The following is a 15,770-nucleotide window of genomic DNA, read 5'->3' as shown; positions in this document are numbered from 1 at the left end:
TACGGGTACCGGACTACCTGAGTGCTACTTGAGTTCGTCCGGGCACGGCGTCCCCCGGGGCAGTTGGTAGGGCGCCGCCAGCCGGTAGATGCCCGCCGTGGGGGCGACCAGCATCGTCCACTTGTCGCCCTCCGTGTCCTCCTCCGTCTCGTAGAGGCAGCCGTGGAGGTTCTCGTAGACCTTCGGCTCGCCCTCCTCGCGGTGCTTGGACGCCTCGGTCTCCTGGGGGGCCTTGAGGCTCTTGCCCTGCGCGTCGACGACGCTCAGCCAGGGGGAGTAGGGGATCTTGACCAGGACCCGCCCGGCCCGCTTCACGTCGATCGTCATCTCGCCCTGTTCGGCGCGCTGGACCACCGCGTCGGGCTCGGCGAGCGGCGCCGGGTCGTTGACCCGGAAGAGCTGCCAGTTGGCGTCGCCCCAGATCTGCTTCAGGTAGGGGAGACCCCGCTGGACCAGTTCGCGCTCCCGCTCGGCACCGTCCCCGTCCGGGGCGTCCTTGGGTACGACGACGAAGTGCACGGCCCAGCGCTTGAGCCATTCGTGGTAGTTCGCGGAGTTGAGGGTGTCGTCGTAGAAGAGCGGGTTGCGCTTCATGTCGGCCTGCCGGTTCCACCCGCGCGCGAGGTTCACGTACGGCGCGAGCGCGGACGCCTCCCGGTGCGAGCGCGCGGGTACCACCTCCACCCGCCCCTTCCCGGCGCCGACCTGCTGGAGCTCGTTCACCAGCGGCGCCAGCTCGCGCGCCCAGGAGGCGGCCGGAGTGGTACGGACGACGTCGTCGACCGACTTGAAACCGACCCACACCACGAACCCGACCGTCGCGATCACCAGCGCGTACCACTTGCGGCTGCGCGGCACCGCGAACGGCAGCGCGCACGCCACCACGACCCCGCCGAACAGCATCGCGAGCCGGGTGATGTTGGAGCCGATCTGCGAGCTGACGATCCACACGCCGAGCACGAACAGCCCGTACACCGCCGCCGTGATCCGGACCGTCTTCCAGTCCTTCGGCACGGCGAGGAAGACGATCACCGAGTAGATGAACGGGAGCGACGCCGACCCGATCGACATCGGCTGCGTCCCGGAGAAGGGGAACAGCCACGCGGAGACGCCGACCACGATGGCCGGCGCGATGCCCAGCGCCCACGCGCCCGGGCGTCGCTTCTGCAAAAACAGGGCGACCGCCACGAGTCCTACGAAGAGTCCCGCGACCGGTGACGACATCGTCGCCAGCGCGGCCAGCGGCGCCGCGACCAGGGCTTTCGCCCAGCGCTTGTGGCGCCACTTGTGCGGCCAGCAGAAGACGGCGGCCACCGCGCCCAGCGCGAACATGTTGCCGAGGCCGAAGGTGACGCGTCCGCTCGCCGCGTTGCACAGGAACGCGACGACTCCTATCAGCGCAGGCCAGGCCGGGTTCTTCACCGGCCGCGAGCGCAGCAGGATCAACGTCAGCAGGCCCGCCGAGAGCGTCCCGGCGATCATCATCGTCGTCCGCACGCCGAGGACCGACATCAGGTACGGCGAGATGATGCTGTACGACACCGGGTGCATCCCGCCGTACCAGGCGAGGTTGTACGCGGAGTCGGGGTGGCGGCCGACGAACTCCGCCCACGCGTCCTGCGCCGCCAGGTCGCCGCCGCTGTTCGCGAACGTGAAGAACCAGAGCAGGTGCAGGCCGCCCGAGAGGACGGTCATGGAGAGCACCAGGTGGTTCGTCAGCCAGGCGCGCAGGAGGTCGAGGCGGGTGCCGAAGCGGGCGTCCAGGCGGGCCCGGAGACGGTCCTTGAGACGGGTGCTCACCTCGGGGTCCCGCGTCTTCCCGCCGCCCTGGCCGAGCCGGTCATGCGAGCCGGACTGCGGCGCGGGCAGCCGTATTCGCGGGCCGGGGCCTCGGCCCGGACCGGTGTCGTCGCGTGTCGGCTCCGCAGTGGCCACCTGTAGGCACTCCCCGTGTCCCGTCTTCTTCTTCTCGTCCCCCACCGGCTTCCCGTAAGACCGCAGGGTTACGACCACAGGGTGAGCGGCCGTCGAGTTGTGTCCGTTTCGTGACGCTAGCACGCAGCCCGCCGACCAGGACCGGGTGGTACTGGCCGGCGGGCTGCGGGGAGCGTGCCGGGTCAGCCGACGCGGGTCAGCTTCGCGCCGAAGCCGGGTTCCGCCAACTCACTCCGGAGAGCTACGGGTACCTTCACGGCGCTCGCCGAGCCGCCGTCGCCGACCGTCAGGGTGGCTACCTGGGTACCCGCCTTCGCGGTGTGCGGGAGATCACCCGCGACGAAGGAGAGCTTCACCTTCAGCCCGGACCAGCCGACCGCGGTGACGTCCCGCGTGACTACCACGGGGGTACGGCCGCCGAGGCCGTCGTCCACGTACCCGACGACCTCGCCCTTCTTCAGGATCGTCGCCGACGTCAGGACGTCCTGGGCCGCGCGGATCAGCTTGTCGCCGGAGTCCAGGGCCGCGCTGAGGATCGTGTTCTCCGGGCCGCCGGCGGGCTGCCGGACGACCGCGCCGATGATCGTCCGGGTCTCCCCGCCGACCTCCTTCTTCGCGGCGAACATCAGATTGCCCAGCGCCGAGGTCGTCGTACCCGTCTTGATGCCGACGACCTTGTTCCTGCCGACCAGGCCGTTCCAGTTCGAGTGGTACTCACCCTTGTAGTCCGTGTACGACATCATCGCCGCGACCTCGCGGAAGGCGGGCTGCTCCATCGCCGCCTTGCCGAGCTTCACCTGGTCGATCGCCGTCGAGACGGTCGTGTCGTTCAGGCCCGAGGGGTCCGTGTACGTCGTGTTCGTCATCCCCAGGTCCTTGGCGGCGGCGTTCATCTTCTCGACGAAGGCCGTCTCCGAGCCGGCGTCCCAACGGGCCAGCAGGCGGGCGACGTTGTTCGCCGACGCGATCAGGATGCTTTCCAGCGCCTCGCGTTGGGTGATCGCGTCGCCCTTCGTGACGTTCACGGTCGATTCCTGGCCCGCGTTCGACTGGTCCTGGGCGGCCTGGTCGATCGGGATCTTCGGGCCGTCCTCGCCGCTCTTCAGCGGGTGGTCCTTGAGTATGAGATACGCGGTCATCACTTTCGCGACGCTCGCGATCGGGACCGGCTTCTCCTGGCCCGACGAGCCGAACGTGCCCACGCCCTGTACGTCCAGCGCGGCCTGGCCCTGCGCGGGCCACGGGATACCGACCTTGCCGCCCCCGAAGGTGTAGACGCTCTTCGCCGTCAGGTCGAGCGACGGCTTCGGCAGCGGGCGGACCATCTGCGCGATCGCGAACACGACCGCCAGCAGGAGCACCAGCGGCGTCCAGATCTTCAGCCGCCGTACGAGGGCGCGCAGCGGGGTGGGCGGCGGCGGGGGCGTGTTCGTCAGCTCCGCCAGCAGGTCCAACGGCGGTTTCGGCGGGAGGGGTTGCTGGGTGGTCCGCTCCGGGCCGACCTGGGGTACGGCGGTGGTGGCGGTCGACTCTGCCCCTGTGGAGCTACGCGGTTTACGGCCGGCCGGGTCGTCCAGCGGCCTCAGCGCGACGAACCTGCTGGTCCGCTCGGCTTCGGCCTCACCGCCGGTTGCGGTACGGGCCTTGCCGGCTCCGGGCTTGCCGGCGGGGGTGGGCTTCCCGGCGTCGCCCGGCTTCGAGGCGGCGTCGGTGGACTCGGCGGCGCCGGTCTTCGCGGCTGCGCCGGTACCTGCGGTGGCGTTCGCGGTGCCGGTGGTGCCGGGCTTCTTCGACCCGCCCGCGATTCCGGAGCCTTCGGTCTTCCCGGCGGGGCCGGTCTTTCCGGTAGGGCCGGTCTCCTCGGAGGCGTCGGCCTTTCCGGCAGCATCCGTCTTCCCGGCCGCGCCCTTGGGGTCGCTCGCCGGCCCGGCGGTGCCGGCTTTGCCCGCGCCGCCAGGCTTCGGGGCGGTGTCCGTGGTCTCGGCGGTGCCGGGCTTCTCGGTCGCGTCCGTGCCTGCGGTGGCGTTCGCGGTGCCGGTGGTGCCGGGCTTCCCCCCGGTGTCCGGCTTCGTGGTGGCGGCCATCGTCCAGGCGGCGCCGGCGGCTTCGCCCGTGGTTCCCTCGGCGGCGTCCGGTTTTCCGGGGTTCGTGGTGGCGGGCTTGCCCACGTCGCCCAGCTTCAGCATCGTCGTCGGCTGGTCGACGTTCGGCTTCGGGCGTACGGCCTTGAAGATCGCGGTCGGTTGGTCGAGGGGGTCGGCGTCGTCGGAACGGGCCTTGGTGGAAGCCGAGTCGGTGTCGGCTTCGACGGGATCGGCCTTGTCGGCGGGGGAGTTGTCGCCGGAGGGTGACTCGTCGGGCTCGGTGTTCTTCGCGCTGCCCGAATCGGCGTCGCTCTTCGGGGACTTGGCCTCCGCGTCGCCGGGATCGGCCTTGCTGGCGGGCGAGTTGTCGCCGGAGTCCGTGTTGCCGGTGGGCGAGCTGTCGGCGGCGGGGGTTTCCTCGCCGGGCTCGGTGTCCTCGGCGGTGCGGGAACCGGCGTTCTCTGTCAGGGACTTGGACTCGGTGTCCACTGAACCGGCCTTGCGTGTCGGCGAGTCGACCGTCTCACCATCGGCTTTCGAGGTCGGCGCGCCATCGGCGTACGAATTCGTCGCGTCCTCGGGCGAGTTGTCCTGTTCGTCGGCCGAACCGGCGTTTCCCTGGCGGGAGTCGGCGTCGTCATCGTCGTACGCGTCCGCCGCCACGGCATCCGCAGCCGTACGACGCTCCCCGGACCCCCCGGAATCCGCCTCCCCCGCACCCTCACCCGCGCCGCGAGCCGAACCGCCCCGCCCCGAGCCCCCCTCGGCGCCCCCAGGCGCCCCCTGGGCGCCCTTCACGCCCCCGGACGTCCCGGACCCGCTCCCGGTCTCCCCGGAGCCCCCAGAACGGCCTCCAGTCCCGCCGTCACCCTCACGGACACTGGCCTGATCGGCATCGTCACCGGAAGCGTCGGCGTCACCACTCTCGGTGCCCGCCTCCTCGACCGCGCCGACACCCTCGGCGCGCACCTCGGCACCCGAAGCCCCCCGGTCCTGAGTACTCACCGCACCCTCTTCGACACCCTGCGCCTCCCCGGTACCCCGGGCCTGCTCGGCGCGCCCGGAACCCTCAGCGGCCTCGGCCGCTTCGGTCACCCCGGAGTCCTCGCCCTCCTCGGCCCCGCCGGAGTCCTCGCCCGCCTCGGCGGCCCCGGAACCCCCGGCCTCCCCGGCGCCCCCGTCCTTCGGCAACATCAGCACCCGCGTAGCCAGATCCACCCCCCCTTCGGCCCCGCCCCCCACCGAGACCCGGGGATCGGGAACCGGCGTACCGGAACCCTGCGTCGGTCGTGACGACTCGTGCTGCTTCGACCTGTCGGGGGACTCGCCCGCCACCGATGCCTCCTCATATGCCGTACGGGCTGACGTACGGCACGAAACGAACCGTGTACTGCGTACCTGGCCACCAACACCCCGTACCCGGACGGCGCCTCGGCACTGTCCGAACCGTGTACCAGTGTCCTGTGTGGAGCGCTTGGCCCCTGCGGTAGACGAGAACGACATACCTGCCGGTTCCCTTACAAACAGGTCACGCACCCTCGACAGATGAATGTGAGAGGGGTCACCCTGTCTGTCATCCACGCGGGGAGGCATGGATGGGCAGGAGCCGCAGAACTCTTCCGGAAGAGCTTCTGTTGCTGGCGTTGGACCCGACCACGGGTACCACCGCACAGCCGCAGTCGCTCGACCTCGGTCTGGCCGGAGCACAGCTAGTGGAGCTGGCGCTGGCCGGACGGATAGCCCCTGACGGGGATCGTATCGCCGTGGTGGCACCACGGCCGACAGGTGATCCGACACTGGACCACGCACTGGAGTTGCTGCGCCGTCGTGGCGCTCCGGTCCGCGCGGTCCACTGGATCGGCGGGCCCCGCCTGGGGCTCCGCCAGACGTACCTCTCTCATCTGGAGCGGTGCGGCATGGTGCATGCCGTGGCCGGCCAGATGTGCGGGGTGCTGCCGACGACTCGCTATCAGGCGACGGACAACGCGATCAGCCGGGAGATCAGGTCCCGGCTGGACTCCGCGATCCGCACCGGCGTACCGCCGGACCCGCGGACCGCGGCACTCGCGGCGCTCGCGCACGCGGTCGGCCTCGGCAAGCACCTGTACCCGGGCAACGAGGGTCGTTCCTCGCGCTCCCGGCTACGGGACCTGATCAGGCACGACCCGATGGGCGGCCTCGTGGCGCACGCCGTGATGGACGTCCAGAACGGCGTGGCCGTCCAGCCGCGCCGGCCCGCCCCGGCACCGGCCGGCCGCCAGGCCGCGCCACCCGCCAGGGCGAGCGCGGAAGCAGCGGCCCATGGAGTCCCGGCGCAGCCACGCCGGACCACCATGGCGCGCGTCGTGGCCCACTGAGCCGCAGTCCTACGACGCAGCCGCAGACGCGTACGGCTACCACCATGGCCGTAACTCTCGGGTAGTAGCTCCGGGGTCCTACCCCGGAGGTGGTAACCCCGGAGTCGTAACTCCGCGCCCCACCGACCCGTTCGGGAGCCGCGCGCACGCGCGGGGTGGTGTGTCCGTTTCGACCGTCAAGGCGAAACGGTACGCCGCCCCGCGCGGACGCATGTCCGAAAACAGGTGCCCCGGCGTGGAGTTGAAGCGGTGTTGAACACGCGCAATCCACCAGTATCCCCGAACTTGCGGGCCTGGCTGGCATATCCGTGGTTTCCCAGCGGTAATAAGCCTGTTGGTGGCAGTCTGCTCAGCAGCAGATACGCAAAGTATCAACAGGCATCCAGCCGGAGGTGCACGTCTCATGCCGTCCAACACCAATCCCACCGTGCGTCGTCGGCGTCTCGGTCTGGAACTGCGCAGGCTCCGCGAGTCGAAGAACATGACGGCCGAGCAGGTGGCCAAACGCCTGCTGGTCTCGCAGTCGAAGATCAGCCGACTGGAGAACGGCCGGCGCAGCATCAGCCCCCGGGACGTCCGCGACCTGTGCGGGGTCTACGAGATCGAGGACGAGCGCGTCGTCGAGTCGCTCATGCAGATGGCGCGCGAATCCCGCCAGCAGGGCTGGTGGTACGCGTTCAAGGACGTCCCGTACAGCGTGTACATCGGCCTGGAGGACGACGCGTCCAGCCTGCGCACGTACTCGCCCCAGGTCATCCCCGGGCTGCTCCAGACGCCGGAGTACGCGGCGGCCGTCATCAAGGGCGCGCTGCCCGAGAGTTCGGCGGAGGACATCGAGAAGCGGGTGGAGGTCAGGCTGCGCCGGCAGGGGCGGCTCGGCGAGCAGATCCACCCCGTCACGGGGGAGGTCAAGGAGCCGGTACGGCTGTGGGTCGTCATCGACGAGGCCGTCCTGCGCCGGACCGTCGGGAGCCGCCGGGTGATGCGCGAACAGCTGGAGCACCTGCTGGAGTTGGGCAAGCTGCCGCACGTGACCATCCAGCTGCTGCCCTTCGACGCCGGCGCGCACCCCGGGCTCAACGGGGGTTACTCGATCCTGGAGTTCGCCGAACTCGCCGACTCCAGCGTGGTCTACATCGAGGGCGTCACCAGCGACCTGTACCTGGAGAAGCACCACGACGTGCAGATCTACGCCCTGATGTACGAGCACCTGCGGGCGCAGGCCATGAACGTCGAGGTGTCCGGCCAGACCATCGAGTCCATCGCGAAGGAGTACGCGCGCTGAGGCGAAAGGCCGCACTGTACAGGGCTGTTGCGCTCCAGCGTGAGGTTTTCCCGGAATATGCCACCAGGTCGGGTGAATGACTGGCCCCCGGGGTGGGGTCTCCCAGTAGCGTCGAATTGCGCCAGCGATCAACGGTGTTGGCGCGAAGACAACCAGCCACTGGAGCAGAGATGGCAATTCGTCAGAGCGCCACGCACGTGTGGACGAAGTCCTCGTACTCGGTCGGGAACGGCGAGTGCGTGGAGGTCAGGTCGCCCGCCGCGGCGCTGGCCGTCCGCGACTCGAAGCGCCCCGAGGGCGCCGCCCTGGCGTTCCCCGCCACGGCCTGGACCGTCTTCGTGGAGTCGGTCAAGTAGCAGAACCCGTCAGGCAGTTGAGTCGGCCGAGTAACTGAACAAGCACCACCGAGAGCCCTCTCGACGAGTATCGCCGTCCTTGCCGAGGGGGCTCGGCTTGTGCCCGTTCGTCCGGTGCCCGGGCCTGGTGGGCCCAGCCCTAGGGCGCTGTCGTCTCCCGCCGCACCGGGAACGCCACGTCACACACCGGATCCTGTGCCCCCGCCGCGTCCCAGTCCGTGAAGTACACCTCCCGGCACGGGCCGTCGTACTCCCACCCCTCCCGCCGCATCCACGCCTCCACGGCCTCGTACGCCGCGAGTATCTGGGGGTGAGCCACCTGCGCCTTGGTGACCCGCGTGACGGCCAGCCGCCGCGCCGGCTCCAGACGGGTACGGGTATGACGGGTACGGGGTTGTCCCGCGACCCACGTCCGCGCCGCTCCGGCGTCCGCCACGGGTACGCACGCCTCGGCGGGACCGTCGCTCTCCATCGACGACTCCGCGTGGTACGCGACGAAGGGGTGCCCGGCGATGCCGCCGCAGCCGGCCGCCGCCTCCTCCAGCCGGCCCAGCGCCGCCGGGATCCACACGGGCAGCTCGTCCGCGAGGATGTGCCGGGTCTCGGTGATCAGCAACTGCTCGGGGACTTCCACGAGTTCGACCGTGAACGCGTCGTACAGGTCAGCCATCTCCTGGCCCTTTCCGGTCATACGACGACGGAGGTAGCCGGCGAGCGCGCGCCGTTCGGCGTGGCGGGTCTCGGCCTCGGACCAGTACGCGTCCAGGAGCCCGGCACCTTGCGTGCCGTCCGCCTCGACGATCCCGGCGATCCGCGCGAGCGGCATGTCCAGGCGGCGCAGCAGGGCGACCAGGCGGGCGCGTTCGATCTGGTCCGCGCGGTAGTAGCGGTAGCCGCTCGCCGGGTCGATGCGCGCCGGGGGCAGCAGGCCCAGCCGGTCGTACAGCCGCAGCGCCTTCGCGGACAGGCGAGAGCGTGCCGCGAAGGCGCCGATGCCGATGAGTCCCTCGTCCATCCCGCCATCCTCCGTCACCGGACGGGGTCGTCCGGTGGGAGGAGGCTCGGGTCTGACCTTGGGGGAAGGTCAAGGGGGGTAGTACCGAGGTACGTCATACCGAGGTACGTCATACCCGGGTACGTCATACCGGGGTACTTGAGAGGGACGCGCCTGGCTCAGCCCGCGAGCTGTGCCTCGACCGCCGTGACGACGTCCGTCGACTCCGGCTCGGTCTGCGGGGAGAAGCGGGCGACGACGGAGCCGTCCCGGCCGATGAGGAACTTCTCGAAGTTCCAGCGGATGTCGCCGGTGTGACCCTCCGCGTCGGCGAACCCGACGAGCCGCTCGTACAGCGGGTGCCGGCTCTCCCCGTTGACCTCGACCTTCTCGGTCATCGGGAACGTCACGCCGTACGTCGCGGAACAGAACTCCGCGATCTCCTCGGAGCTGCCGGGCTCCTGGCCCATGAACTGGTTGCAGGGGACGCCGAGCACGGTGAAGCCCTGCGCCGCGTACTGCTCCTGGAGCTTCTCCAGACCCGAGTACTGCGGGGTGAGCCCGCACTTGGAGGCGACGTTCACGACGAGGACGACCTGACCGGCGTACTGGGAGAGGTCCGCGGAGCCGCCCTTGAGGGAGTCGATCTCTACCTGGAGGGGGGAGGTGGCGTTGTTAGTCATGCTTCGGATGCTAACTCCGCGGGGTTGGTCCTCCGGGGTGAGGGCGGCTGCCCGCCGGATGGAGTGCCGGTGGGCGGCGGCGGGGTCGTAGACGTCTACGCCCCAGGTACCCCCTCCACGACCGCGTCCCCGACCCCCGTCCGCACGTACAGCACCGACCTCCCCACCCGCCGCCGCTCCACCAGCCCCGCGTCCCACAGCACCCGCAGATGCCTCCCGACCGACCCGAGCCCCTGCCCGGTGACGGCGACGAGCTGGGTCGTACTCATGGGACGCCCCAGCAGCACCAGGACCCGCGCCCGCCCGGCCCCCAGCAACGCGTCCAGCGCCCCGGCCCGCCCGGCCCCGCGCTCCTCCGTGAGCACCCCCACGCAGGGGTAGACGACCGCGTACCGCGAGGACTCCTCCCACGCGACCCACCCCGTCTGCGGAGTCACGGGGACGAAGACCAACTCGGCGCCGGAGATCTCGCGGGGCGGATACTCGTGCCGGTTCACCTGGAACGTGCTCTCGCCGAGCCAACGGGTCCCCGGCCGCAGGGAGTCGAGCACGGCGGCCCACCCGCCCCGGCTCACCTGGTCCAGCCGTACGGCGATGTCCGCTTCGAGGACGTGCCGCCGCCGCTCCCAGTAGGGCCGGACAGCCTCCGCCCACACCCACTCCATGAGGTCGGCGGCGCGGTCGGGCAGGTCGTCCCGCACCAGTACCTGAGGCAGATCCCCGGCGAGGGCCGTCCGCAGATGGGCATGGGACTCGGCGACCCCGGCGGACCGTACCCGTAGTACTTCGGTGGCGAAGTCCTCTCCACCCCGGGGTGTAGGCGTCAGGAAGTCGGCGATCCAGTCCCGGCCGAGCCCCGCCTGCACGAGCAGCGCGGTGACGGGGTCGGCGGCGAGCCGGGCGCGGTACGCGGGCAGGTGCGCGGCGAGCCACCGGCTCTCCCCGGGATGCCGCCCCACCCCGGCGTGCAGCAGCTTCAGCGCGGCGAAGGTCTCGGCGAGGGGCGACAGCACGAACCGGCTCCGGGCGAGCGTGTCGGCGTTGACCTGCCACAGGCCCACGGCTTCCTCCTTGCCGGCCGGGACTTCCCGCGAGGCCGCCGGAGCCCCGCGCGACCTCGCCGGTCAGGGGCTCGCACGACCTTTCGCGTACCCGCGAAACAATAACCACCCCGCCCGGACCACCCCGAGACTCCGTCCATGACCGGCGCACCCACCACAACCGCTTCCACAACCCCGTACAGATCCCTCTTCGCGACCCCCGAATTCACCCCCCTCTTCCTCTCCTCAGCGACCCACGTCGCCGCCCAGACCCTCGCGGGCCTGGCCCTCGGCACGCACGTCTACCGCGAGACGAACTCCCCCCTCCTCTCCGCGCTGAGCATGTTCGGCCCGTCGCTGGCCCAGGTCCTCGGCGCGACCTTCCTCCTCTCGGGAGCCGACCGCCTCCGCCCCCGCGCCACGCTCACGGCCCTCTCCCTGGCGTTCGCGACGACCACGGCCCTGGTCGCGGTCCCCGGCCTCCCGCTGGGCGCCGTGTTCACGGTGCTGCTCCTCCAGGGCCTGGTCTCGGCGCTGGGCGGCGGGGTCCGCTGGGGCCTGCTGAACGAGATCCTCCCCAACGGGGCCTACCTGACCGGCCGTTCCCTGTTCAACATGATGAACGGCCTGATGCAGATCGGGGGTTACGCGGCAGCCGGCCTGCTCCTCACGATCGTCAGCCCGCCCCAAGTCCTCGCGCTGGCCGCCCTGTTGTACGTCACCTCCGCCGCGACCACCCGCGCGGCCCTCGCCGAACGCCCACCCCGCACCACCGGCCGCCCCACCCCGGCGGAAACCTGGCGCACGAACGCCGAGCTGTGGTCCTCCCGGCCCCGCCGCCTCACCTACCTCGGCCTGTGGATCCCCAACGGCCTTGTCGTGGGCTGCGAATCGCTCTTCGTCTCCTACGACCCCGGCGCGGCGGGCACCCTGTTCGCGTGCGCGGCGCTGGGCATGCTGGTCGGCGACGTGACCGTGGGCCGCGTCCTTAGGCCCGCCGTACGGCGCAGGGCGGTCACCCCTCTTCTCCTGCTCCTGGCGGCCCCGTACGCCGTGTTCGCGTTCCACCCTCCGCTCCCGGTCACCGCGACGGCGGCGGTGCTCGCGTCGATCGGATTCGGCGCGAGTCTGGCCCAGCAGGAACGGCTGATGGAGCTGACGCCACCTCGACTCAGCGGCCACGCACTGGGATTGCACTCCTCGGGGATGCTCGCCCTCCAGGGCCTCTCGGCGGCGGCAGCGGGCTCGCTGGCCCAACTCGCCGGTCCCGCACGGGCGATGGCGGTGATGGCGGCGGTCTCCGTGGCTGTCACCCTCGCCCTGCACCTGGCCGACAACGGGCGTCGAATCCGGCCGTGAGGGGGAGGAACCAGGAGCCCACGCCGAACGGACGGAGCCTCCTGGATGAGCGGCGCGCTGCAAGACCTCCTGGTGAACCTCTCCTCCGCGTCGCTCGCGTTCGTGGCGGGCTGGTCGTTCGGCAGGGTCCGTGACCTGTGGCGCTTCCGGGACACCCGGGGCTTCTGGAAGCCGTTCACCGCGCACGACCTGAAGATGGTGACGTCGATCTTCATCCAGGAGGAGCACTACATCTGGGAGCGCTCGGGCCTGGTCGGCGTGGGGGACGTCCTGGCCATCCACGAACTACGGCAACAACTCCAGCGCACCGGCGTGAAACACCTCCCCCTCACCCCGAGCCACCACCTCACGGGCCTCGAACGCCGGGCCAACCTCATCCTCGTCGGCGGCCCCCACTCCAACCGCGTCACCGCCGAGGTGGTCCAACGCCTGCCGCTCACCTACACGTTCGGTCCGGTGGAGGAACACGACGCGAGAATCACCGACGCGCGCACGGGCGAGGTCCTCTCCCCGGACATCACCCCGGACAACCAACTGGCGGTGGACCTGGGCATCCTGGTCCGAGCCCCCAACCCCTTCCAGCCGGACCGCCACATAGTCATCCTCGCCGGCAGCTTCGGCTTCGGCACCAGCGCCGCCGCCCGCCTCCTCGCGGACCCGGAATTCCTCAACCACCCGCTGGTGTCCGGAGGTTCCCCCTTCGAGGCGGCCTTCTCGGTGGAGGTGGTCGGCGGTGAACCCCAACGCATCGACCTCAAGGGACTGAGAGAACTGGACACGGGGGTGCGGAGACGGACAGGGGCGTAAAAGGGGGCCGGTAACGCAGGTTGCGGCAACCACCGGTCCACTCACCGCTCCTCCGGCACGCCGCCCTCCAGCAGCCGTTCCCCGATGTCGTCGGCCCACAGCTGAGCCCACCGCCGCAGCCGCCCCACGTCCGCGCACCCCGTGAACTCCGTGTCGTCGAGCCACTCGGTGCGTACCAACCTCCCCTGGAGATCGGCGAGTTCGAGGCCGTCGGAGCTGTGGCGGCGGCCCAGTTCCTCCAGCTCCGGCCAGCTCCAGGTGTCGGCGCCGGCGGCGATACGGGCGAGGTCGCGGGCGTAACCGCACCGGACGAAGTCGCGGACCTTCACGCCCAGGGCGTCGGGGAGGGAGAGGGCGAGGCCGGCGGGGGTTTCGACGGGAGGGCGGTGGAAGATCTCCTTGCGGAGGGAGACGGAGACCGGGCCTTCCGGGAAGCCGACGGCCAGCCGGGCGAACAGCGGGCCCTTCTCGGCGACCTGGGCCGCCCACCCCAACTCGGCCAAACCCACCGCGACTTGGGAGGCGATCCACTCCAGCCGCGACGGATGCTCGGTGGCCACCCCGACCCCGCGCGACCACCCCACCACCCCGTGCGCACGCAGCGCGCAGCCACCCGTCAGCGCGAGGGGATACGGCGACCCGACGGCGAGGACATCGGCCGCCAGGGACCGCTCGGTGAACATGGCTGGATTATGCCGGGGATACATGCCCGCCCGGGGGCGCGCGACCAGCGAAACGCTCCTCACCGGCACCATCGGTCGTTCCACGGGCACTTGACGCACTCGACACCCGCCCTGACCATGAGCCCATGAACGCGATGTCCGACGAGATCGCAGTCATGCTGTCCGCCGACCGGCAGGAGGAGGCGTACCGCCACCACCGAGAGCTCTTCACCCAGCCCCTGTTCGCACAGGACTGGCGGGCGAGGCCGACGGACCCGGGGCGGCGCGCGTACGAACGGTACCTGCGCCTGCTGCCGAAGCTGCGACCCATGGAAGCGGCCTTCGACGTCCGCGAGTTGGTCACTCTGACCGAGTGGGCGACGACGGTGGATCCGCACCTGGCGCTGCTGCTGAGCATCCAGGTGAACCTGGCGCTGGGCACGTTGACGGAGTACTCACCGCTGTCCGGCGAACCCGAGCGCACCCGCCGCCGCATGCTGGAAGGCCGCGCGGTCGGCTCGTACGTCGTCACCGAACTCGGCCACGGCAGCGACCTCAACAACGTCGAGACGATCGCCGAATTCGACTCGGACACCAGGGAGTTCGTGCTGACCACCCCGTCCTCGACGGCGGTCAAGTTCATGTCCAGCACCGCCCCGCCCCCGCTCGCCGGAGTGTCCCGCTTCGGCGTCGTCCTGGCCCGCCTGAGGCTCTGGGGCGAGGACCGGGGGCCGTACGCCTTCCTGGTCCACCTCACGGCCTCCGACGGCACGGTCCTGCCCGGCGTCACGATCCGCCGCCTCCCCGACAAACCTGTCCTCGGCATCGACAACGCGCTGACCCGCTTCGACGGCGTCCGCGTCGGCCTGGACTGCCTCCTCTCGCCGGAGGGCACGCACGTCACGCCCGAGGGCGAACTGGTGGAACCGCTCTCCGAGACCAACCGCACCTGGCGCGCGATCAGCAGAGTCCGTACGGGCCGTATCGCGGCGGCGGCGATGGCGGCAGCGGCGGCGCGGGCCTCCCTCTCCATCGCCGTACGGCACGCCGCGCAGCGCGAGATCGAGAGCAAGGCGGGCGGCCGTATCCCCCTCGCGCACGTCCGCTCGCACCACGGCCGCCTGCTGGACGTACTGGCGGAGACGTACGTCGCGACGCTCGCCGTCCGTGAGGCGTCGTCCGCGTTCGCCGGTATCCCCGACGAGTACGCCTCAGGGGTGACGGACGAGATAGCTCTCACGAAGTACTTCGTCACGACCGTCGCCGCCCGCGCCTGCGACGAGGCCCGCGAACGGCTGGGCGCGCAGGGCGCGTTCGCGCACAACAGGATCGTCGAGTACCGCGCGCTGCGGGACGCGGTGACGACGGCCGACGGCGACAGTCAGGTGGGCGCCCTGCACGCGGCGTACCGGCGGCTGGCTCTCGCGGAGGAGAAGGGTACGACCCGCTGGGACCCCGCCAAGACCTGCGGCGCGGACACCCCCGACCGGTGGCTCAGCTGGCTGGCCGTACGTGAGGAGTACCTCCACCGCAGGGCCCGGCGCCTGCACGCGACGTCCGGCGGCGACGCCCAGGTCCGCTGGGACCGCACCTCGCACGCGGCGCTGGCGGCGGCGGAGGCGCACGCGGCCCACCGGGCGGCCGACGCCCTGGCCCGCCGTACGGACGCCGTCTCCGACGCGACCCGCCGCGTCCTGCACGACCTCCTGACCCTCTTCGCGGTCCGCCAATGCCAGTCCCACGGCGCCGACTTGCTCCCGGACGGCCCCTTCCCGGCCCTGACGGAACCCCTCCCGGCGATGGCGGACCGCCTGCACGACCGCCTCGCGCCTCACCTGCGCACGCTCACGGAGGCGTTCGAGCTGCCCACGGGGCTGCTGGGCACGCCGTTCGAGGCGCCGGAGGGGTTCGTGTCGCACTACGCGCGGGCGCTGGACCCCGCCGGGGAGTGAGTGCGGGGGAGCGCGGGAGGGGCAGTGCGTGCCAGGCACTCAGTGACACCGGGAAGCGGGGTTCGGAAGGGCTCGCGGTGGGCATGCCGACGGGCACGAAGCATGCCGGCGGGCACAGGAGCAGGCATGCCGGCGGGCACAGGAAAAGGCCGCGCGAGGCTTCGGCCGAACCAGCGAGCGCGCGGGGCGCTTAGGCCGATGATCCGACTTGCCGCGCGCGCCGTTTCCGCGCGCCCCCGTGCACCCGAGATGGAGA

General features: G+C 71.1%; 12 protein-coding genes. 6 read left to right on the top strand and 6 right to left on the bottom strand.

Annotated elements, in window-relative coordinates; genetic code table 11:
- Positions 1 to 24: 24 nt before the first annotated feature.
- Positions 25 to 1,935, bottom strand: a complete 1,911-nt coding sequence (locus ACQCO7_RS18100; RefSeq protein ID WP_464072823.1) for an MFS transporter — start codon at positions 1,933 to 1,935, stop codon at positions 25 to 27.
- 182 nt (positions 1,936 to 2,117) lie between these two features.
- The gene (locus ACQCO7_RS18095) at positions 2,118 to 4,682 is read right to left on the bottom strand and encodes a D-alanyl-D-alanine carboxypeptidase (RefSeq protein WP_464077229.1); all 2,565 of its coding nucleotides are present in this window, start codon (positions 4,680 to 4,682) and stop codon (positions 2,118 to 2,120) included.
- Between the two features lie 932 nt (positions 4,683 to 5,614).
- On the opposite strand from ACQCO7_RS18095, the gene ACQCO7_RS18090 reads away from it, so the two are divergent.
- From ACQCO7_RS18090 to ACQCO7_RS18080, 3 genes are all read left to right on the top strand, one after another.
- Positions 5,615 to 6,376: a GOLPH3/VPS74 family protein gene (locus tag ACQCO7_RS18090; protein WP_464072822.1), complete on the top strand. Its 762-nt coding sequence runs from the start codon at positions 5,615 to 5,617 to the stop codon at positions 6,374 to 6,376.
- Between the two features lie 403 nt (positions 6,377 to 6,779).
- Positions 6,780 to 7,661 carry a helix-turn-helix domain-containing protein gene (locus ACQCO7_RS18085; protein WP_010350067.1) on the top strand — a complete coding sequence of 294 codons (882 nt, stop codon included), beginning with the start codon at positions 6,780 to 6,782 and terminating at the stop codon, positions 7,659 to 7,661.
- 170 nt (positions 7,662 to 7,831) lie between these two features.
- Positions 7,832 to 8,017: a DUF397 domain-containing protein gene (locus ACQCO7_RS18080; protein WP_464072821.1), complete on the top strand. Its 186-nt coding sequence runs from the start codon at positions 7,832 to 7,834 to the stop codon at positions 8,015 to 8,017.
- Between the two features lie 139 nt (positions 8,018 to 8,156).
- Here ACQCO7_RS18080 and ACQCO7_RS18075 read toward each other — a convergent pair whose 3' ends face one another.
- From ACQCO7_RS18075 to ACQCO7_RS18065, 3 genes are all read right to left on the bottom strand, one after another.
- Positions 8,157 to 9,032: a MerR family transcriptional regulator gene (locus ACQCO7_RS18075; protein ID WP_464072820.1), complete on the bottom strand. Its 876-nt coding sequence runs from the start codon at positions 9,030 to 9,032 to the stop codon at positions 8,157 to 8,159.
- A 158-nt stretch (positions 9,033 to 9,190) separates the two neighbouring features.
- Positions 9,191 to 9,694, bottom strand: coding sequence for a glutathione peroxidase (locus ACQCO7_RS18070; protein WP_464072819.1), 504 nt, complete (start codon positions 9,692 to 9,694; stop codon positions 9,191 to 9,193).
- A gap of 95 nt (positions 9,695 to 9,789) precedes the next feature.
- Positions 9,790 to 10,755, bottom strand: coding sequence for an ArsR/SmtB family transcription factor (locus tag ACQCO7_RS18065; RefSeq protein WP_464072818.1), 966 nt, complete (start codon positions 10,753 to 10,755; stop codon positions 9,790 to 9,792).
- Positions 10,756 to 10,893: 138 nt separating this feature from the next.
- On the opposite strand from ACQCO7_RS18065, the gene ACQCO7_RS18060 reads away from it, so the two are divergent.
- Positions 10,894 to 12,093, top strand: a complete 1,200-nt coding sequence (locus ACQCO7_RS18060; RefSeq protein WP_464072817.1) for an MFS transporter — start codon at positions 10,894 to 10,896, stop codon at positions 12,091 to 12,093.
- A gap of 45 nt (positions 12,094 to 12,138) precedes the next feature.
- A complete protein-coding gene (locus tag ACQCO7_RS18055) occupies positions 12,139 to 12,900 on the top strand; it encodes a hypothetical protein (RefSeq protein WP_464072816.1) in 762 nt (253 codons plus the stop codon).
- 41 nt (positions 12,901 to 12,941) lie between these two features.
- Here ACQCO7_RS18055 and ACQCO7_RS18050 read toward each other — a convergent pair whose 3' ends face one another.
- Positions 12,942 to 13,583, bottom strand: a complete 642-nt coding sequence (locus ACQCO7_RS18050; protein ID WP_464072815.1) for a hypothetical protein — start codon at positions 13,581 to 13,583, stop codon at positions 12,942 to 12,944.
- A 125-nt stretch (positions 13,584 to 13,708) separates the two neighbouring features.
- Here ACQCO7_RS18050 and ACQCO7_RS18045 point away from each other — a divergent pair, with 125 nt between their 5' ends.
- On the top strand, positions 13,709 to 15,514 hold the full coding sequence (locus ACQCO7_RS18045; RefSeq protein ID WP_464072814.1) for an acyl-CoA dehydrogenase family protein: 1,806 nt from the start codon (positions 13,709 to 13,711) through the stop codon (positions 15,512 to 15,514).
- Positions 15,515 to 15,770 lie beyond the last annotated feature (256 nt).

This window comes from Streptomyces saintjeani (assembly GCF_055409605.1).
The sequence above is the reverse complement of the archived record's forward strand: the minus strand, read 5'-3'. Positions and strand labels throughout refer to the sequence as shown.

Excerpts from the sequence above, each read along its gene's own strand:
- ACQCO7_RS18085 (WP_010350067.1), top strand. The coding sequence starts at position 6,780 with ATGCCGTCCAACACCAATCCCACCGTGCGTCGTCGGCGTCTCGGTCTG.
- ACQCO7_RS18055 (WP_464072816.1), top strand. The coding sequence starts at position 12,139 with ATGAGCGGCGCGCTGCAAGACCTCCTGGTGAACCTCTCCTCCGCGTCG.
- ACQCO7_RS18060 (WP_464072817.1), top strand. The coding sequence starts at position 10,894 with ATGACCGGCGCACCCACCACAACCGCTTCCACAACCCCGTACAGATCC.
- ACQCO7_RS18070 (WP_464072819.1), bottom strand. The coding sequence starts at position 9,694 with ATGACTAACAACGCCACCTCCCCCCTCCAGGTAGAGATCGACTCCCTC.
- ACQCO7_RS18050 (WP_464072815.1), bottom strand. The coding sequence starts at position 13,583 with ATGTTCACCGAGCGGTCCCTGGCGGCCGATGTCCTCGCCGTCGGGTCG.
- ACQCO7_RS18090 (WP_464072822.1), top strand. The coding sequence starts at position 5,615 with ATGGGCAGGAGCCGCAGAACTCTTCCGGAAGAGCTTCTGTTGCTGGCG.
- ACQCO7_RS18075 (WP_464072820.1), bottom strand. The coding sequence starts at position 9,032 with ATGGACGAGGGACTCATCGGCATCGGCGCCTTCGCGGCACGCTCTCGC.
- ACQCO7_RS18080 (WP_464072821.1), top strand. The coding sequence starts at position 7,832 with ATGGCAATTCGTCAGAGCGCCACGCACGTGTGGACGAAGTCCTCGTAC.
- ACQCO7_RS18045 (WP_464072814.1), top strand. The coding sequence starts at position 13,709 with ATGAACGCGATGTCCGACGAGATCGCAGTCATGCTGTCCGCCGACCGG.